The organism is Streptomyces sp. NPDC059080 (assembly GCF_042739975.1).
In the GTDB taxonomy this organism is placed as follows: domain Bacteria; phylum Actinomycetota; class Actinomycetes; order Streptomycetales; family Streptomycetaceae; genus Streptomyces; species Streptomyces benahoarensis.
Genome location: NZ_JBHYGX010000013.1, coordinates 126,014 through 147,531, shown reverse-complemented (window position 1 = coordinate 147,531; position 21,518 = coordinate 126,014). Strand labels below are relative to the sequence as shown.

The following is a 21,518-nucleotide window of genomic DNA, read 5'->3' as shown; positions in this document are numbered from 1 at the left end:
GAGGTCCTCGCGAAGGTCCGGCTCGTCGCGACTAACGTGAAGAAACTCGTCAATAACAACTCGAACTGACATGAACAGGATCACGAGACACTAGAGGTAATTCCTTTCACGTCCGGCTGCCTAATCGGACAGCGGCGGCCGGGCACCTCAATACACCGCGTCCGCCTGAGGCATTGGGCCGCGCGGTCGCCCGCAGGTGCGCTGACCAGCACAAGTTGTGCTGACCGGCAACGCACGTCACGATACCTGTCTGTATTCAAAAGATCACGAGGAGTAGTGGCGTGTGGCAGCCTCCCTCATGCCCCGACCCCCGCTGTAACAGCGCGGTGTTGTGGAAGGACACCAGCACCACCGCCAGCGGCGACGACCATTGGTTCTGGTGGTGCGGGTCCTGCAAACGCAAGTGGAAGCCAACCAGCCAGCAACTGGAGGAGTTTCGCTATGGGTCACCAGGAAGATGGAACCGTTCCATGCACTGAGACCCCTGGATGCCCGGGGCAAAAGCCCACCTTGTACATCTATGACGACGACGGCAACTGCATCTCCCAGAGCATGAGTCCGTGCATCGTGTGCGGTAGGGGGTAGCCCCGCTACGGCCTCGCCCGAGTGCCCACGCGGCCGCCGGGCGGGGCCGTGCACTGTCCGGGCGGGTTCCGGAAGTTCCGTCTCGCCCCACGAGCACGCGTGGCGCCTGTTCCATACTGGGGCCGATCGGACGTCTGAATCACCGGGGAAGAATGCAGAAAGAGCCCCCTGTGCGGCCCATACGAGGGCCGTACAGGGGGCGCAGTGTTGTCCAGCGGAAGAGTTGCCACGCGGACGGGAAGCAGCCGACGGCGCCGACGAGGATCGCGAGGGACGGCAGCGGCCACCCCGCGGGCCAGCCCGGCTCCGTCGCCCACTCTGCTGAGCAAGGTGGCCCCGAAGGCGTGAACCGCCGGGCTCCGGCCGGCGCCCGCGTCACCTCAGCGGGTACGCCTCACCCCGAGAACGCCCTCTTCCGAGCAGGTCACGCATGGTCCGCGCGGCCGGGGGGAGTACGGAGGGGATTCATTCGCCCGTTGAGTGTGAGGTTATGGAGTTGGAGTCGATGATCAGGGATGCCGAGGGAGCGCGCGACGAGCTGCGGGCCGCGCTGCTGGGGGTCGGTGTCGTCCTGCCCACCCTGCGGCTCGACGCCGCGTCGGTCGCCGGGGAGGATCCCCGGCCGCTGGTGGAGTTGGGGCGCTGCGCCCCGGAGGTGGCGCGTCAGCTCGCCGCCGTACTCCGCCGCTGCGCGATGCACAGCACGTACGAGCGGAACCGGCAGGGCGCGGGCAGCGCACCGTGAGTCCGGGGCCGGTGCCGGGGAGCGCCCCGTGAGCCGGACCGCGGCGCCCGGGGACGGTCCGTCAGGGGCGCGCGGCCTCGTCGGCGGGGCGCCGCTGCGCGCTGCGCTCCCGGCGGCCGGCCAGCAGATATCCACCGGCCGCGGCCGCCGCGAGGACGGCGCCGCCCGCCGCGAGCAGGGTGGCGGGGCTCCGGTCCCCGGCGGTGATCCGCGTCAGCTCCGCGAAGCGGACCTCGGTAGTGGGGCGGTTCTCCGCCGCGCCGCCGCCACCGGCGGCGACCGGGCCGTGCGGGGCAGCGGGGTGTGAGGTGTCGGGGCGCGCCGTGTGCGGGCCCCCGGAGGCCGGGCCGTCGGGGCCCGGCCTCTTCGCGTACGGGCCGCCGGGCCGCGGCGCGGTGCCGGGCGCCGGGGCGTTTCCGGCGGGCGGGCCGGACGGGGTGGTGTGCGGTGCGGCGGACGGCGCGCGGGACGGGGCGTGCGCCGGGTCGCTGCCCGTGACGGTGGTCCGTACGGTGACGCTCCAGGGCGCGCTGTCGGGGCAGACGCCCTCGATGGCCCAGGCGGCCCGCGCGTCGGCCCGCGCGGCGGCGGCCTCATCGATCGGCCCGAGGCCCAGCGGCACCCGGGGGGCGGTCTGCGCCGCGCCCCGGTAGGTGCCGGTGCTTCCCTGGCGCTCCAGGGTGACGGTGCCGTCCCGCAGCACCCGCCCCTCGCCGCTGATGTTCCGCGGCATCCGCTCCTCGTCGCGTATCGCGCAGGCCACGGCCACGGTGACGGGCCGGCCGCGGAGCACGGTCGCCGGGCTGACGGAGGCGGACGGCCCGTCGGCGGACGCGGCCGCCCCGGATATGACGGCGTACGCGGACAGGGTCCGCGCGGGCGTGGCCGAGGCCGCCGGGGCGGTGAGGGCGACGGCGGCCGCGCCGAGCGCGGATGCGGCCAGGGTGCGCGCGGCGCGGTACATGCGGGTCCTCCTGGGACGGTGTCGGGAAGCGCCCGGTCGGGCGCCCGGTCCCGGCACACCTGGGGTGCGCCGGGACCGCTTCCGTAGCCATGTCATCCGAGGCACGCCCGGTGCGCACGCGGAGCGGCGCGGGGGAGGGGCACGGGTGGGCCGAACGGGCGGCGGGACGGCGGGCGCGGCCGGTCCGCCCCGGGTGCGCCCGCCGTCCCGCCCGTTGTTGTCCGTCAGCCGGTGGCGGGGACGGTGGCCGGGGCGCGGCGGTGGGGCTCCGGGGCCGTCAGGCGGTCGGCGCCGGGCGGGACGGGGACGGCGGCGAAGAGGGCGTTCTGCTGCTCCTGGAGTTCTCGCGCCCGCTCGGGCGAGGTGCCGGGCAGCCGCTGCTCCTCGTACAGCTTGTGGGTCTCCAGTTGGGCGGCCTTGCTCTCGGGGGTGTGGAACTGCACCTCGAAGAGCTGGCCGGAGCGGGGCGCGCGCCAGCCGGAGTTGACGGCCTTGTAGCCGGTCCGCCGCTGCCAGGTGTTGGACCACTTGGTGCTGTCGTTGCCCCAGGAGGACAGCAGCGCGGAGGCGGCGGTGACGCCCGCGGTGTACCGCTTCCCGGGCCACTGGAGGGTGAAGCGCACCGCGTCGTTGATCCGGGCGAGGGACTGGCCGACGGTGCGGCCACGCTCCTCGCCCATCCAGGTGGCGACCTTGCGCTTGAGCGAGTCGGGGGACTTCAGCCGCTGGTCGAAGCCGACCAGTTCGGCGTGGCCGAGCCGGGCGGCGGCCCGGATCTGCGGGCTGATGGAGCGTTCGGCCGTGCGGGCGCGGGCGGCGTACGCGTCGACCGCCGCGTTGTCGGCGGCGTCGAGGTGGAGGCCGTCCTGATTCCAGCCGCCGCCGGGGGCGGTGCGGTGGAGCGCGTCGTTGCTGACGACGACGGTGGTGCGCGGCGTGACGGGACCGGCCGCGGCCGGGTGGGCGGCGCCCAGACCGAGCGCGGCGGCCAGCGCGGCACTGGTCAGGGCCCGGGTGAGGGGGCGGGGTGCGGTCATCGGAGTGCGGTGTCCTCTCGGCGCGCGCCGCACGGTGCCCGGGTGGCGGGGTGCGGCGGATGGCGAGAGGTGCAACGGTCCGCGCGGGCCGCCGGTGGCTGCCGACGTACCCGATGGGGTGGAACGCGACCGGAACCCGGCGGCCCGCGGCGCGAACCGGCTACCGGCGCGCGGGCTCCGGCCCACCGCCGCGTTCGGCCCACCGCCGCGTTCGGCCCACCGCACGCCAAGGGCCGCTCCTCCCGAGCGGTGGGAGGAGCGGCCCAAGTGAGGCGCGTTACGGAGCGGTCGGCCCGTCAGGGAGAGTCACGGCGGTGTTCCGGCGGGAGTGGGTGCCGGGGCGCGTCGCGGACGGACCGTGCTCCGTGGGGTGCCGGTCTCAGAGGACGCGGACGGCACCGGTGGGCTGGTCGTAGCTGAGCGGACGCTCGACCACGCCGGTGCTGGAGTTCTGCGCGCCGATGAAGTTGCCGTTCCCGACGTAGACACCCACGTGGTAGGCGCTGCCCGCGCTGCCCCAGTAGAGGATGTCGCCGACCTGGAGGTTGCCCAGGCCGACCTGGGTGCCGGCGGTCGACTGCGACTGCGAGACGCGCGGCAGCTCGATGCCGATCTGCCGGAACGCGGTCTGGGTGAGGCCGGAGCAGTCGTACGCGGAGGGGCCGGTGGAACCCGAGATGTACGCCTTGCCGACCTGGGCGCGGAGGAAGGAGAGCAGCGTGGCGGTGGAGCCGGTGGCACCGGTGGACGGCGTCGAGGCATCGGAGCCGGAGCCCGAGGAGTCACCGCCCGTCAGGCTGGTGCGGTCGGCGGAGCGGGAGGCCCGCACCTGCTCGGCTTCGGCGGCCTTCTTCTTGGCCTCCGCCGCCTTCTTCTTGGCCTCGGCGGCCTTCTGCTCGGCCTCGGCCTTGGCCTTGTCCTTCTTCGCGGCCTTGGCGGCGGACGACAGGGCCTTGTCCTGCGCGGCCTGACGCTCGTATGACTCCGCCACCTGCTGGGTGGCGTCGGCGCTCTCGGCGAGGTCGGCGGTGAGCGCCGTCGTGATGGTCGGCAGCTCCTGCGTCTCGGCCACCGGCTTGTCGGCGGCGTTGGCCGGAACGGTCGCGCCGGCCACCGCGAGGGTGAGGAAACCACCGGTCACGCCCGCACGCAGGGCCCGCGAGGACGCGGAACGGCGGGGCTTCCGGTGGCTGGGTATGAGTGCGTTCGGGGACATGGCACCACGGCTATCAAGAGTCACAGGTTGCTGCCAACAAAAGTGGCCTGCACCACACTTGACGCGTACACGATGAGCAAAAGGGACTTATTTCCGCTCGTGGTGTCACTCGAACGGTGTCCGAAAATCGCGATCATGCACCTACGCACGGCTTTTGCAGCCGATGCGGGCTTCTGGAGGCGCCTATCACCTCTGTGGGCGCCACGCCAAGGCTTCCCGGAGGTCAAGGAGTTATGGCGCGAAACCGCGTGGGATAGCTCACTCGTGAGTGCCCGTTATGTTCCCGTGACCCGTCCGCGCCCCGGCGCTCGTGAAGGCGTGCACGCGCGGATGCTCACGGGCGGATCACGGGGCGGTCACGTCACCGGCCGTGCGGCTTATAGCAATTGAGTGTGTCCAGCACCAATTTGCTTGCGAAGTCACTGTCTTGATAATGACGCAGCCGCTTTGACCAGCGGTAACCCATATGAATGTCACCTCTCGTGATCACTCGCGCGCTTCACGTGCGTAGATCATCGCTCATCCGACTTCATGATCCTTCGTCAGGTGGTGGAGATCACAAAGGCGTTGACGTACCCCGTGTCGCAGATCACAGGATGACGGGCATAAGATGCAGGCGGTCCGGGCTTGTGAACTGCCTCACATGCGCACGATCTCTGTGGGGCGAGCCCGGGCGGACCGCCATCCAGTCATCGTCGACTGAAGGGAGCGAGGACGGTGAACGCCTATGCGCCCATCCTCGTACTGGGAGCCCTCGGGGCAGGCTTTGCGATCTTCTCCGTCGTGATGGCCACGCTCGTCGGACCCAGGCGCTACAACCGGGCCAAGCTCGAAGCGTACGAATGCGGAATCGAGCCGACCCCGCAGCCGGCCGGCGGCGGTCGCTTCCCGATCAAGTACTACCTGACGGCGATGCTCTTCATCGTCTTCGACATCGAGATCGTCTTCCTCTACCCCTGGGCCGTCACCTTCGACGCCCTGGGGCTGTTCGGGCTCGTCGAGATGCTCCTCTTCGCGCTCACCGTCTTCGTCGCCTACGCCTACGTATGGCGTCGCGGCGGCCTGGAATGGGACTAGGGGTCACCCATGGGACTTGAAGAGAAGCTGCCCAGCGGCTTTCTGTTGACCACCGTCGAACAGGCCGCGGGCTGGGTACGCAAATCCTCCGTCTTCCCCGCCACCTTCGGGCTCGCCTGCTGTGCCATCGAGATGATGACGACCGGCGCCGGGCGCTACGACCTCGCCCGCTTCGGCATGGAGGTCTTCCGCGGCTCACCGCGCCAGGCCGATCTGATGATCGTGGCCGGGCGGGTCAGCCAGAAGATGGCGCCGGTGCTGCGGCAGGTCTACGACCAGATGCCGAACCCGAAGTGGGTGATTTCCATGGGGGTTTGCGCATCATCAGGAGGAATGTTCAACAACTACGCCATTGTTCAGGGCGTCGATCATATTGTCCCTGTTGACATCTATCTGCCGGGATGCCCGCCACGCCCCGAGATGCTGCTGGATTCCATCCTCAAGCTCCACCAGAAGATCCAGGAGACCAAGCTCGGCGTCAATCAGCAGGAGGCGGCCCGCGAGGCGGAGGAAGCCGCGCTCAAAGCGCTCCCGACGATCGAGATGAAGGGACTGCTGCGGTGAGCGAGCAGGACGACCCCAACGCGCCCGGCCAGAACGTCCCGGCGCAGCGCGACGACACCGGCGACCTCATCGCCACCCGCCGCGGCATGTTCGGCCCCGCCGCCGGCGGCGACACCTCCGGCTACGGCGGCCTCGTCCGCACCGTACGGCTGCCCGGCGCGAGCGCCCGGCCCTACGGCGGCTGGTTCGACGAGGTCGCCGACGAGCTGGAGGGCGCCCTGGAGGAACAGGGCCTGGTCCCCGAAAACGTCATCGGCAAGACCGTCGTCGACCGCGACGAGCTGACCTTCCACATCGAGCGGGAGTACCTCCCGGCCGTCGCCCGCACGCTCCGCGACGACCCCGCGCTCCGCTTCGAACTGTGCACCGGCGTCAGCGCCGTCCACTTCCCCGACGACAAGGGCCGCGAGCTGCACGCCGTCTACCACCTGCGCTCGCTCACCCACAACCGGCTGATCCGGCTGGAGGTCTCGGCCCCCGACGCCGACCCGCACATCCCGTCGGTCGTCGACGTCTACCCGACCAACGACTGGCACGAGCGCGAGACGTACGACTTCTTCGGCCTGATCTTCGACGGCCATCCGGCGCTCACCCGGATCATGATGCCCGACGACTGGCAGGGCTTCCCGCAGCGCAAGGACTACCCGCTCGGCGGCATCCCCGTCGAGTACAAGGGCGCCCAGATCCCGGCTCCCGACCAGCGGAGGTCGTACAGCTGATGACTCCTTCCCCTTCCCCCGCCGCCGCGTCCGCCGCCCCCGGGCCGCGCGAGACGACCGAGGGCGCCGTCTACACCGTCACCGGCGGCGACTGGGACGAGATCGCGACGGCCGCGGCCGCGTCCGACGACGAACGCATCATCGTCAACATGGGCCCCCAGCACCCCTCCACGCACGGCGTGCTGCGGCTCATCCTGGAGATCGACGGCGAGACCGTCACCGAGGCCCGCTGCGGTATCGGCTACCTCCACACCGGCATCGAGAAGAACCTCGAATACCGGAACTGGACCCAGGGCACGACGTTCGTCACGCGCATGGACTACCTCACGCCGTTCTTCAACGAGACGGCGTACTGCCTCGCGGTGGAGAAGCTCCTCGGCATCACCGAGCAGATCCCCGACCGGGCCACCGTCATCCGCGTCCTGCTCATGGAGCTGAACCGCCTCTCCTCCCACCTCGTGGCCATCGCCACCGGCGGCATGGAACTGGGCGCCACCACCATCATGATCTACGGCTTCCGCGACCGGGAACTCATCCTCGACCTCTACGAGTTGATCACCGGCCTCCGGATGAACCACGCGTACATCCGCCCCGGCGGCCTCGCCCAGGACCTCCCGCCCGGCGCCGTCGACCAGGTCCGCGCCTTCGTCAAGAAGATGCGCAAGAACCTCCCCGAGTACGACAAACTCGCCAGCGGCAACCCCGTGTTCAAGGGCCGCATGGAGGGCATCGGCTACCTCGACCTGACCGGCTGCCTGGCCACCGGCGCCACCGGCCCCATCCTCCGCGCCGCCGGACTCCCGCACGATCTGCGCAAGACCCAGCCGTACTGCGGTTACGAGAACTACGACTTCGAGGTGCCGACCGCCGACACCTGCGACGCCTACGGCCGCTTCCTGATCCGGCTGGAGGAGATGCGGCAGTCGCTGCGGATCGTCGAACAGTGCCTGGACCGGCTGGAGCCCGGGCCCGTCATGGTCGCCGACAAGAAGATCGCCTGGCCCGCGCAGCTCGCCCTCGGGCCCGACGGTCTCGGCAACAGCCTCGACCACATCAAGAAGATCATGGGCACCTCGATGGAGGCCCTCATCCACCACTTCAAGCTGGTCACCGAGGGCTTCCGGGTCGCCCCGGGCCAGGTGTACACCGCCGTGGAATCCCCCAAGGGCGAACTGGGCGTGCACGTCGTCAGCGACGGCGGCACCCGCCCCTACCGCGTGCACTTCCGCGACCCGTCCTTCACCAACCTGCAGGCCATGGCGGCCATGTGCGAAGGCGGCCAGGTCGCCGACGTCATCGTCGCCGTCGCATCCATCGACCCCGTGATGGGAGGCGTCGACCGGTGACCGAGAACGCTGCGACGAGCCTGGGCATGCCCTCGCTCCCCGCCCCCGACTACCCGGACGACGTCCGCGCCCGGCTGGAGGCCGACGCCGCGGAGGTGATCGCCCGCTACCCCGACTCCCGCTCGGCGCTGCTGCCGCTGCTCCACCTCGTCCAGGCCGAGGAGGGGCACGTCACCCGCACCGGCATCCGCTTCTGCGCCGACCGGCTCGGGCTGACCACCGCCGAGGTCACCGCCGTCACCACCTTCTACTCCATGTACCGGCGCACGGACGGCGGCGACTACCAGGTCGGCGTCTGCACCAACACCCTCTGCGCGGTGATGGGCGGCGATGCCATCTTCGAGCAGCTCCAGGAGCACCTCGGCATCGGCAACGGCGAGACCACCGAGGACGGCGCCGTCACCCTCGAACACATCGAGTGCAACGCCGCCTGCGACTACGCGCCCGTCGTGATGGTGAACTGGGAGTTCTTCGACAACCAGACCCCGCAGTCCGCCAAGCACCTCGTCGACGACCTGCGCGCCGGACGCACCGTCGAACCCACCCGCGGCGCCCCGCTCTGCACCTTCAAGGAGACCTCCCGGATCCTCGCCGGTTTCCCCGACACGCGCCCCGGCGCCGTCGAGGCCACCGGTGGCGCCGGGCCCGCCTCCCTCGTCGGGCTCCGCCTCGCGAAGGGCGAGACGGCACCGGGCCGCGGCGCCGACCACGTCATCGCCCCGCGCGCCACCGCCGACGGCACGGGCGACGAGCACACCGCCGAACATCCGCCGGGCGAACCGCCGTCGGGCGCCCCGGGCGAGCAGGCGCCCCCGGCGCACCCCAGCTCCCACGACGCGCCCCGGAAGACCTCGGCCTCCGACGAGCAGCACCCGGCCGGGCCCGAAGCCGAGGAGGGGAAGTGATGACGGTGGCAGCCGAGGTCGACGAAACCAGCCCGCAGAAGATCCTCGCGCCGGTGCTGTCCGCCTTCTGGGACCAGCCCGGCTCCTGGACCCTGGACACCTACCGCCGCCACGACGGCTACGCAGGGCTCCGCAAGGCCCTCGCCATGGCGCCCGACGACGTCATCGCCTACGTCAAGGACGCCGGGCTCCGCGGACGCGGCGGCGCCGGATTCCCCACCGGCATGAAATGGCAGTTCATCCCGCAGGGCGACGGCAAACCGCACTACCTCGTCGTCAACGCCGACGAATCCGAACCGGGCACCTGCAAGGACATCCCCCTCCTCTTCGCCAACCCGCACTCCCTCATCGAGGGCATCGTGATCGCCTGTCACGCGATCCGCTCGCACCACGCCTTCATCTATCTGCGCGGCGAGGTCGTCCCCGTCCTCCGCCGTCTGCACGAGGCGGTGCGCGAGGCGTACGCGGCAGGCTTCCTCGGCAAGGACATCCTCGGCTCCGGCCTCGACCTGGACGTCATCGTGCACGCCGGCGCCGGGGCGTACATCTGCGGTGAGGAAACCGCGCTGCTCGACTCGCTGGAGGGCCGTCGCGGACAGCCCCGGCTGCGTCCTCCCTTCCCCGCGGTGGAGGGCCTCTACGCCTGCCCCACCGTGGTGAACAACGTCGAGTCCATCGCGTCGGTTCCCGCCCTCATCCACCGCGGCAAGGACTGGTTCCGCTCGATGGGCAGCGAGAAGTCGCCCGGCTTCACGCTCTACTCCCTCAGCGGCCACGTCGCGAGCCCTGGACAGTACGAGGCGCCCCTCGGTATCACGCTGCGTCAGCTCCTCGACATGAGCGGCGGGATGCGCCCCGGCCACCGCCTGAAGTTCTGGACCCCCGGCGGCTCCTCCACCCCGATGTTCACCGAGGAACACCTCGACGTCCCCCTCGACTACGAGGCCGTCGGCGCCGCCGGATCGATGCTCGGCACCAAGGCACTCCAGTGCTTCGACGAGACCACCTGCGTCGTCCGGGCCGTCACCCGCTGGACGGAGTTCTACGCCCACGAGTCCTGCGGCAAGTGCACCCCCTGCCGCGAGGGCACCTACTGGCTCGTCCAGCTGCTCCGCGACATCGAGGCGGGCAAGGGCCGCCCCGCCGACCTCGACAAGCTCAACGACATCGCCGACAACATCAACGGCAAGTCGTTCTGCGCCCTCGGCGACGGCGCCGCCTCGCCGATCTTCTCCTCCCTCAAGTACTTCCGCGAGGAGTACGAACAGCACCTCTCCGGCAGGGGCTGCCCCTTCGATCCCGCCAGGTCGACCGCCTGGGCCGACAACGACGCTCACCTGGGGGTGAACGCATGACCGTCACCACGAATGCCCCCCACAACGGGGGCGGCGAGGCGGCGAAACCGCCCGAGGACCTCGTCACGCTGACGATCGACGGCGTACAGCTCTCCGTCCCCAAGGGGACCCTGGTCATCCGCGCCGCCGAACTCCTCGGCATCGAGATCCCGCGCTTCTGCGACCACCCGCTGCTCGACCCGGTGGGCGCCTGCCGCCAGTGCATCGTCGAGGTCGAGGGCCAGCGCAAGCCGATGGCCTCCTGCACCATCACCTGCACCGAGGGCATGGTCGTCAAGACGCAGCTCACGTCCCCGGTCGCCGAGAAGGCCCAGCGCGGCGTCATGGAGCTGCTGCTCATCAACCACCCGCTGGACTGCCCGGTCTGCGACAAGGGCGGCGAGTGCCCGCTGCAGAACCAGGCCATGCAGGTCGGTGCCCCGGAGAGCCGCTTCGAGGGCCGCAAGCGGACGTACGAGAAGCCCGTCGCGATCTCCACGCAGGTCCTCCTCGACCGGGAACGCTGTGTGCTGTGCGCCCGCTGCACCCGCTTCAGCAACCAGATCGCCGGCGACCCGATGATCGAGCTGATCGAGCGCGGCGCCCTTGAGCAGGTCGGCACCGGCGACGGCGACCCGTTCGTCTCGTACTTCTCCGGCAACACCATCCAGATCTGCCCGGTCGGCGCCCTCACCTCCGCCGCCTACCGCTTCCGCTCCCGCCCCTTCGACCTGGTGTCGTCGCCGAGCGTCTGCGAGCACTGCGCCGGGGGCTGCGCCACCCGCACCGACCACCGCCGCGGCAAGGTCATGCGCCGTCTCGCCGCCGACGACCCCGAGGTCAACGAGGAGTGGATCTGCGACAAGGGCCGCTTCGCCTTCCGGTACGCGCAGCAGCGCGACCGGCTGGAGAGCCCCTTCGTCCGCGACGCCGACACCGGTGAGCTGGAACCGGCGAGCTGGCCCGAAGCGCTGGCCGCCGCCGCCCGCGGTCTCGCCGCCGCCCACGGCCGTACCGGCGTGCTGACCGGCGGCCGCCTCACCGTCGAGGACGCGTACGCCTACGCCAAGTTCGCCCGTACCGTCCTCGGCACCCACGACATCGACTTCCGGGCCCGCGCGCACAGCGCCGAGGAGGCCGACTTCCTCGCCGCCCGCGTCGCCGGGCGCGGCCTCGACCTCGACGGTGGCGGCGTCACGTACACCGCGCTGGAGCAGGCGCCCGCCGTCCTCCTCGCCGGGATCGAGGCCGAGGAGGAGGCGCCCGGCGTCTTCCTGCGGCTGCGCAAGGCGCACCGCAAGCACGGTCAGCACACCTACGGGCTCGCCCCGTACGCCACCCGCGGCCTGATCAAGACGGGCGGCACGCTGCTGGCCGCCGCCCCCGGCACCGAGACCGAATGGCTCGACGCGCTCGCCGGGGGCGTCGGCCTCGACGGCGACGGGCGCGCGGCTGCCGAGGCGCTGCGGGCCGACGGCGCCGTCCTCGTCGTCGGCGAACGCCTCGCCACCGTGCCCGGCGCCCTGACCGCCGCGGTCCGCCTGGCCACCGCCACCGGCGCCCGCCTGGTGTGGATCCCGCGGCGCGCCGGGGAGCGCGGCGCCGTCGAGGCGGGCGCCCTGCCCGGACTGCTGCCCGGCGGCCGCCCCGCCACCGACCCGCGGGCCCGCGAGGAGACCGCCGCCCTCTGGGGCGTTGCCGATCTGCCGCACGGCCAGGGCCGCGCCACCGGCGAGATCATCGAGGCCGCCGCCACGGGCGAGTTGGGCGCCCTCCTCGTCGGCGGCGTCGAGGTCGCCGACCTGCCCGACCCGGCCCGCGCCACCGCCGCGCTCGACGCCGTCGGCTTCCTCGTCAGCCTGGAGCTGCGGCCGTCCGCCGTCACCGACCGCGCCGACGTCGTCCTCCCCGTGGCCGCCGTCGTCGAGAAGTCCGGCACCTTCCTCAACTGGGAGGGCCGGGCCCGGATGTTCGAGGCCGCGCTCAAACCGGACCAGATGACCCGGCGCCACCTCCAGGCCGACGCCCGGGTCCTCCACATGCTGGCCGATGCGCTCGGCACGCCGCTGGGGCTGCCCGATGTGCACGCCGTCCGCCAGGAGCTGGACCGCTTCGGCGGGCGCCGCGGCCCGTACGCTGCCGACCCGCTGGCGACCGGCCGCGCGGTGCCCCGGCCCGAGCCGGGCGAGGCGGTGCTCGCCGGGCACCGCCTCCTGCTCGACCAGGGGAAGCTCCAGGACGGCGACGAGGCGCTGACCGGCACGCGCCATCCGGCCGAGGCGCGGCTCTCCGCCGCCACCGCACGGGAGACCGGCGTCGCCGCCGGCGATCTGCTGGCGGTCACCGGCCCTTCGGGCACCGTCCGGCTGCCGCTGCACATCACGCCGATGCCCGACCGGGTCGTCTGGCTGCCGCTGAACTCCACCGGCGGCGGCGTGGCGGCCGACACCGGCGCGCGCCCCGGCGAACTGGTCACGATCGCCGCCGTCCCCGGTGCCCCGGCGACGGCCGAGGAGGTGGACGCATGATGCCGCAACCCGCTCTCGGCGGCGTGGCGCTGGCGCAGGAAGACCTGTCGATGTTCGGCCGCGACCCGTGGTGGCTCATCCTCATCAAGGCGGTCTTCTGCTTCGCCTTCCTGATGCTGACCGTGCTGTTCTCCATTGTCTGGGAGCGCAAGGTCGTCGCCTGGATGCAGCTGCGCATCGGCCCCAACCGCCACGGCCCGTGGGGCATGCTCCAGTCCCTCGCCGACGGCATCAAGCTGATGCTCAAGGAGGACCTGGTTGTCAAACGCGCCGACAAGGCGGTCTACGTCCTCGCGCCCGTCGTCGCCGCCATCCCCGCGTTCATGGCCATCGCGGTGATCCCCTTCGGCCCCGCGGGCAACGAGATCTCCATCTTCGGCCACCGCACCCCGATGCAGCTGACCGACCTGCCCATCGGCGTCCTCTACATCCTCGCGACCGCCTCCGTCGGCATCTACGGCATCGTCCTCGCCGGCTGGTCGTCCGGCTCGACGTATCCGCTGCTCGGCGGGCTCCGCTCCTGCGCGCAGATGATCTCCTACGAGATCGCGATGGGCATGTCGTTCGCCGCGGTCTTCCTCTACTCCGGGTCGATGTCGACGTCGACGATCGTGGAGTCGCAGCAGAGCCGCTGGTACGTCCTGCTGCTGCCGGTCTCCTTCATCATCTACATCGTCGCGATGGTCGGCGAGACCAACCGCGCGCCGTTCGACATGCCGGAGTCCGAGGGCGACCTCGTCGGCGGCTTCAACACCGAGTACTCGTCCATCAAGTTCGCGATGTTCATGCTCGCCGAGTACATCAACATGGTCACCGTCTCCGCCGTCGCCATCACCCTCTTCCTGGGCGGCTGGCGCGCCCCGTGGCCGATCTCCACGTTCTGGGAGGGCGCCAACCACGGCTGGTGGCCGCTGCTGTGGTTCACCCTCAAGGTCCAGTTGCTGCTGTTCTTCTTCATCTGGCTGCGCGGCACGCTGCCCCGGGTGCGCTACGACCAGTTCATGAAGCTGGGCTGGAAGGTCCTCATCCCGGTCTCGCTGCTCTGGCTGATGCTCGTCGCCACCGTCCGCGTCCTGAAGAACGAGGGCCACGACTTCCAGCAGATCGTCCTGTACGTCGCCGGAGCCGCCGTCGCCCTGCTGCTGATCTCCCTCGTCGCCGACTTCTTCCGGCGCGGCGCCGCGCCGGACGGTGAGGAGCCGGACGGCGCGGAGGGCGGCGCCTTCGACCCGATGGCGGGCGGTTTCCCCGTCCCGCCACTGCCCGGACAGGAGGTGCCGCCGGTGCCACGCCGACGGCCGCGCCAGGAGCGCGAGTTGATTGTCAGTGGTCGGGTGGACACTGTCAGTGACGAAGAGGGATCCGACGGAAAGGGGGGCGACGGTGCCTGAGTTCCAGAACCCTGTGGCCGGCTTCGGTGTGACCTTCAAGGCCATGTTCAAGAAGCGGCTCACCGAGCAGTACCCGGAGGAGAAGAAGCCGACGGCGCCCCGTTTCCACGGCCGCCATCAGCTCAACCGCCACCCGGACGGCCTGGAGAAATGCATCGGCTGCGAGCTGTGCGCCTGGGCCTGTCCCGCCGACGCCATCTACGTCGAGGGCGCCGACAACACCGAAGAGGAGCGCTACTCCCCGGGCGAGCGCTATGGCCGCGTCTACCAGATCAACTACCTGCGCTGCATCCTGTGCGGCCTGTGCATCGAGGCGTGCCCGACCCGCGCGCTGACCATGACCAACGAGTACGAGCTGGCCGACAGGTCCCGCGAATCGCTCATCTACACCAAGGAGGAGCTGCTCGCGGGCCTGGAGGACACCATGGTCGACACCCCGCACGCGATCTTCCCCGGCATGACGGAGAAGGACTACTACAAGGGCCTCGTCACCGAGGCCGCCCCCGGCACGGTCCGTCAGACCGCCCACAGCAAGGGCGAGATGCCGCAGGAAGCGGCCCACACCACCGGGGAGAACGAACCGGCCGCCCCGGAGGTGATCGAACGATGAACTCCCTCGCCGCCGCGGCCTCCACCGGCGAGGCCGTGCAGTTCTGGATCCTCGGCACCGTCGCCGTCGTCGGCGCGCTCTGCACGATCCTGATGAAGCGGGCCGTCCACAGCGCCCTCTCCCTCGCCGGCAGCATGATCGTCCTGGCGGTGTTCTACCTCGCCAACGGCGCCTACTTCCTCGGCGTCGTCCAGATCGTCGTCTACACCGGCGCGATCATGATGCTCTTCCTCTTCGTCGTGATGCTCGTCGGTGTCACTGCCGCCGACTCCCTCAAGGAGACGCTCAAGGGCCAGCGCTGGCTCGCCGCCGCCCTGGGGGTCGGCTTCGGCATCCTCCTCATCGCCGGTATCGGCAACGCCTCCCTCAAGGAGTTCAACGGCCTCGGCGACGCCAACGCCGGGGGCAACATCCAGGGGCTCGCCGCCCTCATCTTCACCAAGTACGTCTTCGCCTTCGAGGTCACCGGCGCCCTGCTCATCACCGCCGCGGTCGGCGCGATGGTCCTCACCCACCGCGAACGCACCGAACGCACCCCGTCCCAGCGGGAGCAGTCCCTCGCCCGTGTCAGGGAGGGCAAGCAGGCCCACCCGTCGCCCGACCAACCCCCCTCAACGACAGGCTCCGCCTGGCCCCTGCCGACCCCAGCTCCCGCACCCGGTGTCTACGCCCGTCACAACGCCGTCGACATTCCGGGCCTGCTGCCCGACGGCACCCCGTCCGAGCTGACCGTCAATCCGACGCTCCGCGAGCGCGGCCAGATCCGCGACGTCTCCCGGGAATCCCTCGCCGAGCTGAAGGCCCTGGAACAGCGCTCCCAGGAATGGCTCGGCCGCGGCGGCTCCGAGCCCCCGGCCGCCCCGGCCACCACACCGGCGGCACCGAAGGAGGAAGCCGGCAAATGAGCCCTGTCTACTACCTCTACCTCGCCGCCCTGCTGTTCACCATCGGCGCGGCCGGCGTGCTGATCAGGCGGAACGCCATCGTGGTGTTCATGTGCATCGAGCTGATGCTCAACGCCTGCAACCTCGCCTTCGTCACCTTCTCCCGCCTGCACGGCAACCTCGACGGCCAGATCATCGCCTTCTTCACGATGGTCGTCGCCGCCGCCGAGGTCGTCGTCGGGCTGGCGATCATCGTGACGATCTTCCGCACCCGTCATACGGCCTCGGTCGACGACGCCAGCCTGATGAAGCTGTAAGGGGTCGCACAAAGTGGAGAACTTGATCGCGCTGCTCATCGCGGCACCGCTGGTCGGTGCGGCCCTGCTGCTGTGCGGCGGAAAACGCCTCGACCGCACCGGCCACTGGATCGGCACGCTCCTCGCGGTTGCCTCCTTCGCCGTCGCCGCCGTCCTCTTCACCGACATGCTCGGGCGGGCCGCCGATGACCGCGCCCTGCACCAGCACCTGTTCACCTGGATCCCGGTCGGCGGCTTCCACGCCGACGTCGCCTTCCAGCTCGACCAGCTGTCGATGACCTTCGTCCTGCTGATCACCGGGGTCGGCTCGCTGATCCATCTCTACTCGGTCGGCTACATGGCGCACGACGAACGGCGCCGCCGCTTCTTCGGCTATCTCAACCTCTTCCTCGCGGCGATGCTGCTGCTCGTCCTCGCCGACAACTACCTTCTCCTCTACGTCGGCTGGGAGGGCGTCGGCCTCGCCTCGTACCTCCTCATCGGCTTCTGGCAGCACAAGCCCAGCGCCGCCACCGCCGCCAAGAAGGCGTTCCTCGTCAACCGCGTCGGCGATGTCGGCCTCTCCATCGCGATCATGCTGCTGTTCACCACCTTCGGCACCTTCGCGTTCGGCCCGGTCCTCGACACCGCGGGCACGGCCACGTCGGCGGGCGAGGGGAAGCTCACCGCCATCGCGCTGCTGCTGCTGCTGGCCGCCTGCGGCAAGTCCGCCCAGGTGCCGCTGCAGTCCTGGCTCGGTGATGCGATGGAGGGCCCGACCCCGGTCTCCGCCCTGATCCACGCCGCGACCATGGTCACCGCGGGCGTCTACCTCATCACCCGCTCCGGGACGCTCTTCGACGCCGCGCCCGCGGCCCAGACCGCCGTCGTCGTGGTCGGCGCCGTCACGCTCCTCTTCGGTGCGATCGTCGGTTGTGCCAAGGACGACATCAAGAAGGCCCTCGCCGGGTCCACGATGTCGCAGATCGGCTACATGATCCTCGCCGCCGGGCTCGGCCCGATCGGCTACGCCTTCGCCATCATGCACCTCGTCACCCACGGCTTCTTCAAGGCCGGGCTCTTCCTTGGTGCCGGTTCGGTGATGCACGGCATGAACGACGAGGTCGACATGCGGCGCTACGGCGGGCTGCGGAAGCACATGCCGGTCACGTTCGTCACGTTCGGCCTGGGCTACCTCGCCATCATCGGGTTCCCCGGCCTCTCCGGCTTCTTCTCCAAGGACAAGATCATCGAGGCGGCGTTCGCCAAGGGCGGCACCGAGGGCTGGATCCTCGGCGGCGCGGCCCTCCTCGGCGCCGCGATCACCGCGTTCTACATGACCCGCGTCATGCTGATGACCTTCTTCGGCGAGAAGCGCTGGGATCCGGACGAGGTCCATCCGCACGAATCCCCGAAGACCATGACGATCCCGATGATCATCCTCGCCTTCGGATCGGTCTTCGCGGGCGGCCTGTTCAGCGTCAACGAAACCTTCGTCCACTGGCTGGAGCCCGTCACCTCCCTCGCCCACGGCCATCCGCCGCTCAGCGCGACGGCCACCACCGCCGCCACCGTCGTCGTCCTTCTCCTCGGCGTTGCCGCCGCCTGGCTGATGTACGGCCGTAAGCCCGTACCGGTCACCGCGCCCCGTGGCTCGGTCCTCACCCGCGCCGCCCGCCGCGATCTCCTCCAGGACGACTTCAACCACGTCGTCCTGGTCCGCGGCGGTACCCATCTGACCGACACCCTCGTCCGCCTCGACCACACCCTCGTCGACGGCGCCGTCACCGGCACGGCCGTCGCCATGGGCGGACTCTCCGGACGCCTGCGCCGTCTGCAGAACGGCTTCGTCCGTTCCTACGCCGCCCAAATGGTCGGCGGGGCCGCCGTCCTCGTCGCCGTGACCCTGCTGATGAGGGGTGTCTGACCCATGGCAGATCTCTCGTTCCCGCTGCTGACCTGCACCGCGGCGCTCCCGGCGGTCGGCGCCGTCGCCACCGCCGCGCTCCCCGCGGCCAGGCGCACCGCCGCCAAATGGGTCGCGCTGCTCTTCTCCGTCGCCACCTTCGCGCTGGCCCTGGTCATCGCGTTCCGCTTCGACCCCGGCGCCAAGGGACCGTTCCAGCTCACCGAATCCCACGCCTGGATCGCCGACTTCGGCGTCCGCTACGAACTGGGCGTGGACGGCATCGCCGTCGCCCTGATCGCCCTGACGGCGCTGCTCATCCCGTTCGTCATCCTCGCGGGCTGGCACGACGCAGACCCTCTGGAGGAGGCCCGGCCCAACCGCCGCTGGCGCCCCACCCAGGGCTTCTTCGCCCTGATCCTCGCCGTGGAGGCGATGGTGATCCTCTCCTTCGAGGCCACCGACGTCTTCCTCTTCTACCTCTTCTTCGAAGCCATGCTCATCCCGATGTACTTCCTCATCGGCGGCTTCGGCGACGGCGCGAGCGGCGCCGACGAGGGCGAGGCGGCGGCCCGGCGGGCGCGCGCCGCCGTGAAGTTCCTGCTGTACAACCTCGCCGGTGGCCTCATCATGCTCGCCGCGGTCATCGGCCTCTACGCCGTCACCGCCGACCAGCTCGGCACCGGCACCTTCTCGCTCCAGCAGATCGTCGAGGCCCGCGCCTCCGGCCATCTCGCCCTCGGCACCGGCATCGAACGCCTGCTGTTCCTCGGCTTCTTCTTCGCCTTCGCGGTGAAGGCGCCGCTGTGGCCGCTGCACACCTGGCTGCCGGGCGCCATGGGCGAGTCGGCCTCACCCGTCGCCGTGCTGATCACCGCGGTCGTCGACAAGGTCGGCACCTTCGCGATGCTCCGCTTCTGCCTCCAGCTCTTCCCCGAGGCCAGCAGCTGGGCCACCCCGGTCATCCTCGTCCTGGCCCTGATCAGCATCCTCTACGGCGCCCTGCTCGCCGTCGCCCAGCGGGACATCAAGCGCCTGATCGCGTACGCCTCGATCTCCCACTTCGGCTTCATCATCCTGGGCATCTTCGCCATGACCTCCCAGGGCCAGAGCGGCGCCACCCTCTACATGGTCAACCACGGCATCTCCACCGCCGCGCTGATGCTGGTCGCCGGGTTCCTCATCAGCCGTCGCGGCTCCCGCCTCATCGCCGACTACGGCGGGGTGCAGAAGGCCGCGCCGCTGCTCGCCGGCACCTTCCTCGTCGGCGGCCTGGCCACCCTCTCGCTGCCGGGGCTCGCCCCGTTCGTCAGCGAATTCCTCGTCCTCGTCGGCACGTTCAGCCGCTACCCGGTCATCGGCATCATCGCCTCCGTCGGCATCGTCCTCGCCGCGCTCTACGTCCTCGTCCTCTACCAGCGGACGATGACGGGCCCGCCCAAGGACGAGGTCCGCGCCCTCCCGGATCTGCGCGTCCGTGAGCTGGTCGTCGTCGGTCCGCTGATCGCCCTGCTGCTCTTCCTCGGCGTGTACCCCAAGCCGCTGACCGACCTCGTCAACCCCGCGGTCGACCACACCCTCTCCGTCGTGGACAAGCAGGACCCCAAGCCCAAGGTGCGGGTGGACGCGGTGCCCGGGCACCACCGGGCCGGTCACCCCGCGCACCACCACGATGCGGAGGCCGCAAAGTGAACCCCGTGACGGACGTCCACACCCTGTGGACAACGGCGGCCGAGGTGCCCGGGAGGATCCCGGTCCCGCACATCGAGTACGCCCAGATCTCCCCGACCCTCATCGTCTTCGGCGCCGCGATCGTCGGCGTCCTCATCGAGGCGTTCCTGCCCCGCCGCAACCGCTACACCGCCCAGCTCCTGCTCTCCGTCGTGGCGCTGGCCGCCGCCTTCGCCGCGATCATCGGCCTCGCCGCGGGTGGCTTCGCCACGACGAAGGCGCACCTCGCGGCGATGGGCGCCCTCGCCGTCGACGGCCCGGCGCTCTTCCTCCAGGGCACCATCCTGCTGGTCTCCCTGGTCGCGGTGTTCACCTTCGCCGAGCGCCGCCTGGACCCGGCGGCCCACGGCAAACGCGTCGACTCGTTCGCCGCGCAGGCGGCCGCCGTCCCCGGCGGCGCGGCCGAACAGGCCGCGGTCAAGGCCGGGTTCACCACCACCGAGGTCTTCCCGATCCTGCTGTTCGCCGTCGGCGGCATGCTGATCTTCCCCGCCGCCAACGACCTGCTGACCCTCTTCGTCGCCCTGGAGGTCTTCTCCCTCCCGCTCTACATCCTCTGCGCGCTCGCCCGTCGCCAGCGCCTCCTCTCCCAGGAAGCCGCCCTCAAGTACTTCCTCCTCGGCGCGTTCTCCTCGGCGTTCCTCCTCTTCGGCATCGCCCTGCTCTACGGCTACGCCGGAACCGTCACGTACGCGGGCATCGCCGAGGTCATCGCGGACGGCGCCAAGCAGATCGACCCGGCCCTCGCGGGCACGATGGGCAACGACGCGCTGCTGCTCATCGGCGGCGCGCTCGCCCTGATGGGCCTGCTCTTCAAGGTCGGCGCCGTCCCCTTCCACATGTGGACGCCCGACGTCTACCAGGGCGCTCCCACCCCGGTCACCGGTTTCATGGCCGCCGCCACCAAGGTCGCCGCCTTCGGCGCGCTGCTGCGGCTGCTGTACGTGGTCCTGCCCGGGATGCGGTGGGACTGGCGGCCGGTGATGTGGGGCGTCGCCATCGTCACGATGCTGGGCGGCGCGATCGTCGCCATCACCCAGTCCGACATCAAGCGGCTGCTGGCGTACTCCTCCATCGCGCACGCCGGGTTCATCCTGGCCGGTGTTCTCGCGACCACCCGGGACGGCATCTCGTCCGTCCTCTTCTACCTCGCCGCGTACTCCTTCGTGACGCTCGGCGCGTTCGCCGTGGTCACCCTCGTCCGCGACGCCGGGGGAGAGGCGACGCAGCTGTCCAAGTGGGCGGGTCTTGGCCGCCGTTCACCGCTGGTCGCCGCCGTCTTCGCGGTGTTCCTGCTGGCCTTCGCCGGTATCCCGCTGACCTCCGGTTTCGCCGGGAAGTTCGCCGTCTTCAAGGCGGCGGCGCAGAGCGGCGCCGGCTGGCTCGTCGTCATCGGTGTGCTGTCGTCGGCCATCGCCGCGTTCTTCTACATCCGGGTGATCGTGCTGATGTTCTTCCACGAGCCGAAGGCGGACGGTCCGACCGTCGCGGTGCCCAGCCCGCTCACCACGACCGCCATCGCCATCGGTGTCGTCGTCACGCTGGTGCTCGGTCTGGCGCCGCAGTACTTCCTCGATCTCGCGGGGCAGGCGGGCACCTTCGTCCGCTGACCCACCGGTGGCGGCTTCGGTCCCGCTCACACGAACGGCCGCCGCCCGGCCCCTTCCACAGGGGCCGGGC

General features: G+C 70.7%; 18 protein-coding genes. 15 read left to right on the top strand and 3 right to left on the bottom strand.

Annotation, left to right across the window (positions count from 1 at the left end; translation table 11 throughout):
* The first annotated feature begins 1,090 nt into the window (after positions 1-1,090).
* Entirely contained in the window at positions 1,091-1,330 is a 240-nt protein-coding gene (locus ACFWWQ_RS14000; RefSeq protein ID WP_384595167.1) for a hypothetical protein, read from the top strand.
* 61 nt (positions 1,331-1,391) lie between these two features.
* Here the strand turns inward: ACFWWQ_RS14000 and ACFWWQ_RS13995 are convergent, their stop codons facing one another.
* The 3 genes from ACFWWQ_RS13995 to ACFWWQ_RS13985 all read right to left on the bottom strand — a co-directional run bounded on the left by ACFWWQ_RS13995 (position 1,392) and on the right by ACFWWQ_RS13985 (position 4,547).
* A complete protein-coding gene (locus tag ACFWWQ_RS13995) occupies positions 1,392-2,294 on the bottom strand; it encodes a hypothetical protein (protein WP_384595164.1) in 903 nt (300 codons plus the stop codon).
* A 224-nt stretch (positions 2,295-2,518) separates the two neighbouring features.
* Entirely contained in the window at positions 2,519-3,331 is an 813-nt protein-coding gene (locus ACFWWQ_RS13990; protein WP_384595161.1) for an ATP nucleotide 3'-pyrophosphokinase, read from the bottom strand.
* 379 nt (positions 3,332-3,710) lie between these two features.
* Positions 3,711-4,547, bottom strand: coding sequence for a C40 family peptidase (locus tag ACFWWQ_RS13985; RefSeq protein WP_384595158.1), 837 nt, complete (start codon positions 4,545-4,547; stop codon positions 3,711-3,713).
* Positions 4,548-5,264: 717 nt separating this feature from the next.
* On the opposite strand from ACFWWQ_RS13985, the gene ACFWWQ_RS13980 reads away from it, so the two are divergent.
* The 14 genes from ACFWWQ_RS13980 to nuoN are packed head-to-tail and all read left to right on the top strand — an operon-like array spanning position 5,265 to position 21,448.
* A complete protein-coding gene (locus ACFWWQ_RS13980; RefSeq protein WP_345088450.1) occupies positions 5,265-5,624 on the top strand; it encodes an NADH-quinone oxidoreductase subunit A in 360 nt (119 codons plus the stop codon).
* 9 nt (positions 5,625-5,633) lie between these two features.
* Entirely contained in the window at positions 5,634-6,188 is a 555-nt protein-coding gene (locus ACFWWQ_RS13975; RefSeq protein WP_384595155.1) for a NuoB/complex I 20 kDa subunit family protein, read from the top strand.
* Positions 6,185-6,907, top strand: coding sequence for an NADH-quinone oxidoreductase subunit C (locus ACFWWQ_RS13970; RefSeq protein WP_384595152.1), 723 nt, complete (start codon positions 6,185-6,187; stop codon positions 6,905-6,907). The genes ACFWWQ_RS13975 and ACFWWQ_RS13970 overlap by 4 nt, the downstream gene beginning before the upstream one ends.
* Positions 6,907-8,253, top strand: coding sequence for an NADH-quinone oxidoreductase subunit D (locus tag ACFWWQ_RS13965; RefSeq protein WP_384595149.1), 1,347 nt, complete (start codon positions 6,907-6,909; stop codon positions 8,251-8,253). The genes ACFWWQ_RS13970 and ACFWWQ_RS13965 overlap by 1 nt, the downstream gene beginning before the upstream one ends.
* Positions 8,254-8,279: 26 nt before the next feature.
* Positions 8,280-9,158, top strand: coding sequence for an NADH-quinone oxidoreductase subunit NuoE (nuoE, locus tag ACFWWQ_RS13960; protein ID WP_384595184.1), 879 nt, complete (start codon positions 8,280-8,282; stop codon positions 9,156-9,158).
* Positions 9,158-10,513 carry an NADH-quinone oxidoreductase subunit NuoF gene (gene nuoF, locus ACFWWQ_RS13955; protein WP_384595146.1) on the top strand — a complete coding sequence of 452 codons (1,356 nt, stop codon included), beginning with the start codon at positions 9,158-9,160 and terminating at the stop codon, positions 10,511-10,513. Before nuoE ends, nuoF begins: the two co-directional genes overlap by 1 nt.
* Complete coding sequence (locus ACFWWQ_RS13950) at positions 10,510-13,020, top strand: NADH-quinone oxidoreductase subunit G (RefSeq protein ID WP_384595143.1); 2,511 nt, start codon at positions 10,510-10,512, stop codon at positions 13,018-13,020. The genes nuoF and ACFWWQ_RS13950 overlap by 4 nt, the downstream gene beginning before the upstream one ends.
* Positions 13,017-14,411, top strand: coding sequence for an NADH-quinone oxidoreductase subunit NuoH (gene nuoH, locus ACFWWQ_RS13945; RefSeq protein WP_384595140.1), 1,395 nt, complete (start codon positions 13,017-13,019; stop codon positions 14,409-14,411). The genes ACFWWQ_RS13950 and nuoH overlap by 4 nt, the downstream gene beginning before the upstream one ends.
* Entirely contained in the window at positions 14,404-15,021 is a 618-nt protein-coding gene (gene nuoI / locus ACFWWQ_RS13940) for an NADH-quinone oxidoreductase subunit NuoI (RefSeq protein ID WP_384595137.1), read from the top strand. The genes nuoH and nuoI overlap by 8 nt, the downstream gene beginning before the upstream one ends.
* Positions 15,018-15,926, top strand: a complete 909-nt coding sequence (locus ACFWWQ_RS13935; RefSeq protein ID WP_384595134.1) for an NADH-quinone oxidoreductase subunit J — start codon at positions 15,018-15,020, stop codon at positions 15,924-15,926. The genes nuoI and ACFWWQ_RS13935 overlap by 4 nt, the downstream gene beginning before the upstream one ends.
* A complete protein-coding gene (nuoK, locus tag ACFWWQ_RS13930; RefSeq protein ID WP_384595131.1) occupies positions 15,923-16,222 on the top strand; it encodes an NADH-quinone oxidoreductase subunit NuoK in 300 nt (99 codons plus the stop codon). Before ACFWWQ_RS13935 ends, nuoK begins: the two co-directional genes overlap by 4 nt.
* A 13-nt stretch (positions 16,223-16,235) precedes the next feature.
* Positions 16,236-18,128 carry an NADH-quinone oxidoreductase subunit L gene (gene nuoL, locus ACFWWQ_RS13925; RefSeq protein ID WP_384595128.1) on the top strand — a complete coding sequence of 631 codons (1,893 nt, stop codon included), beginning with the start codon at positions 16,236-16,238 and terminating at the stop codon, positions 18,126-18,128.
* A gap of 3 nt (positions 18,129-18,131) precedes the next feature.
* Positions 18,132-19,799 (top strand): NADH-quinone oxidoreductase subunit M, encoded by a 1,668-nt coding sequence (locus ACFWWQ_RS13920; protein WP_384595125.1) that lies wholly within the window; start codon positions 18,132-18,134, stop codon positions 19,797-19,799.
* Positions 19,796-21,448 carry an NADH-quinone oxidoreductase subunit NuoN gene (gene nuoN / locus ACFWWQ_RS13915; protein ID WP_384595122.1) on the top strand — a complete coding sequence of 551 codons (1,653 nt, stop codon included), beginning with the start codon at positions 19,796-19,798 and terminating at the stop codon, positions 21,446-21,448. Before ACFWWQ_RS13920 ends, nuoN begins: the two co-directional genes overlap by 4 nt.
* Positions 21,449-21,518: the final 70 nt, after the last annotated feature.

What these genes read in the sequence shown, in the direction of transcription:
- ACFWWQ_RS14000 (WP_384595167.1), top strand. Translation starts at nt 1,091, where the DNA reads ATGATCAGGGATGCCGAGGGAGCGCGCGACGAGCTGCGGGCCGCGCTG.
- ACFWWQ_RS13995 (WP_384595164.1), bottom strand. Translation starts at nt 2,294, where the DNA reads ATGTACCGCGCCGCGCGCACCCTGGCCGCATCCGCGCTCGGCGCGGCC.
- ACFWWQ_RS13990 (WP_384595161.1), bottom strand. Translation starts at nt 3,331, where the DNA reads ATGACCGCACCCCGCCCCCTCACCCGGGCCCTGACCAGTGCCGCGCTG.
- ACFWWQ_RS13985 (WP_384595158.1), bottom strand. Translation starts at nt 4,547, where the DNA reads ATGTCCCCGAACGCACTCATACCCAGCCACCGGAAGCCCCGCCGTTCC.
- ACFWWQ_RS13975 (WP_384595155.1), top strand. Translation starts at nt 5,634, where the DNA reads ATGGGACTTGAAGAGAAGCTGCCCAGCGGCTTTCTGTTGACCACCGTC.
- ACFWWQ_RS13965 (WP_384595149.1), top strand. Translation starts at nt 6,907, where the DNA reads ATGACTCCTTCCCCTTCCCCCGCCGCCGCGTCCGCCGCCCCCGGGCCG.
- nuoE (WP_384595184.1), top strand. Translation starts at nt 8,280, where the DNA reads ATGCCCTCGCTCCCCGCCCCCGACTACCCGGACGACGTCCGCGCCCGG.
- nuoF (WP_384595146.1), top strand. Translation starts at nt 9,158, where the DNA reads ATGACGGTGGCAGCCGAGGTCGACGAAACCAGCCCGCAGAAGATCCTC.
- ACFWWQ_RS13950 (WP_384595143.1), top strand. Translation starts at nt 10,510, where the DNA reads ATGACCGTCACCACGAATGCCCCCCACAACGGGGGCGGCGAGGCGGCG.
- nuoH (WP_384595140.1), top strand. Translation starts at nt 13,017, where the DNA reads ATGATGCCGCAACCCGCTCTCGGCGGCGTGGCGCTGGCGCAGGAAGAC.
- ACFWWQ_RS13935 (WP_384595134.1), top strand. Translation starts at nt 15,018, where the DNA reads ATGAACTCCCTCGCCGCCGCGGCCTCCACCGGCGAGGCCGTGCAGTTC.
- nuoK (WP_384595131.1), top strand. Translation starts at nt 15,923, where the DNA reads ATGAGCCCTGTCTACTACCTCTACCTCGCCGCCCTGCTGTTCACCATC.
- ACFWWQ_RS13920 (WP_384595125.1), top strand. Translation starts at nt 18,132, where the DNA reads ATGGCAGATCTCTCGTTCCCGCTGCTGACCTGCACCGCGGCGCTCCCG.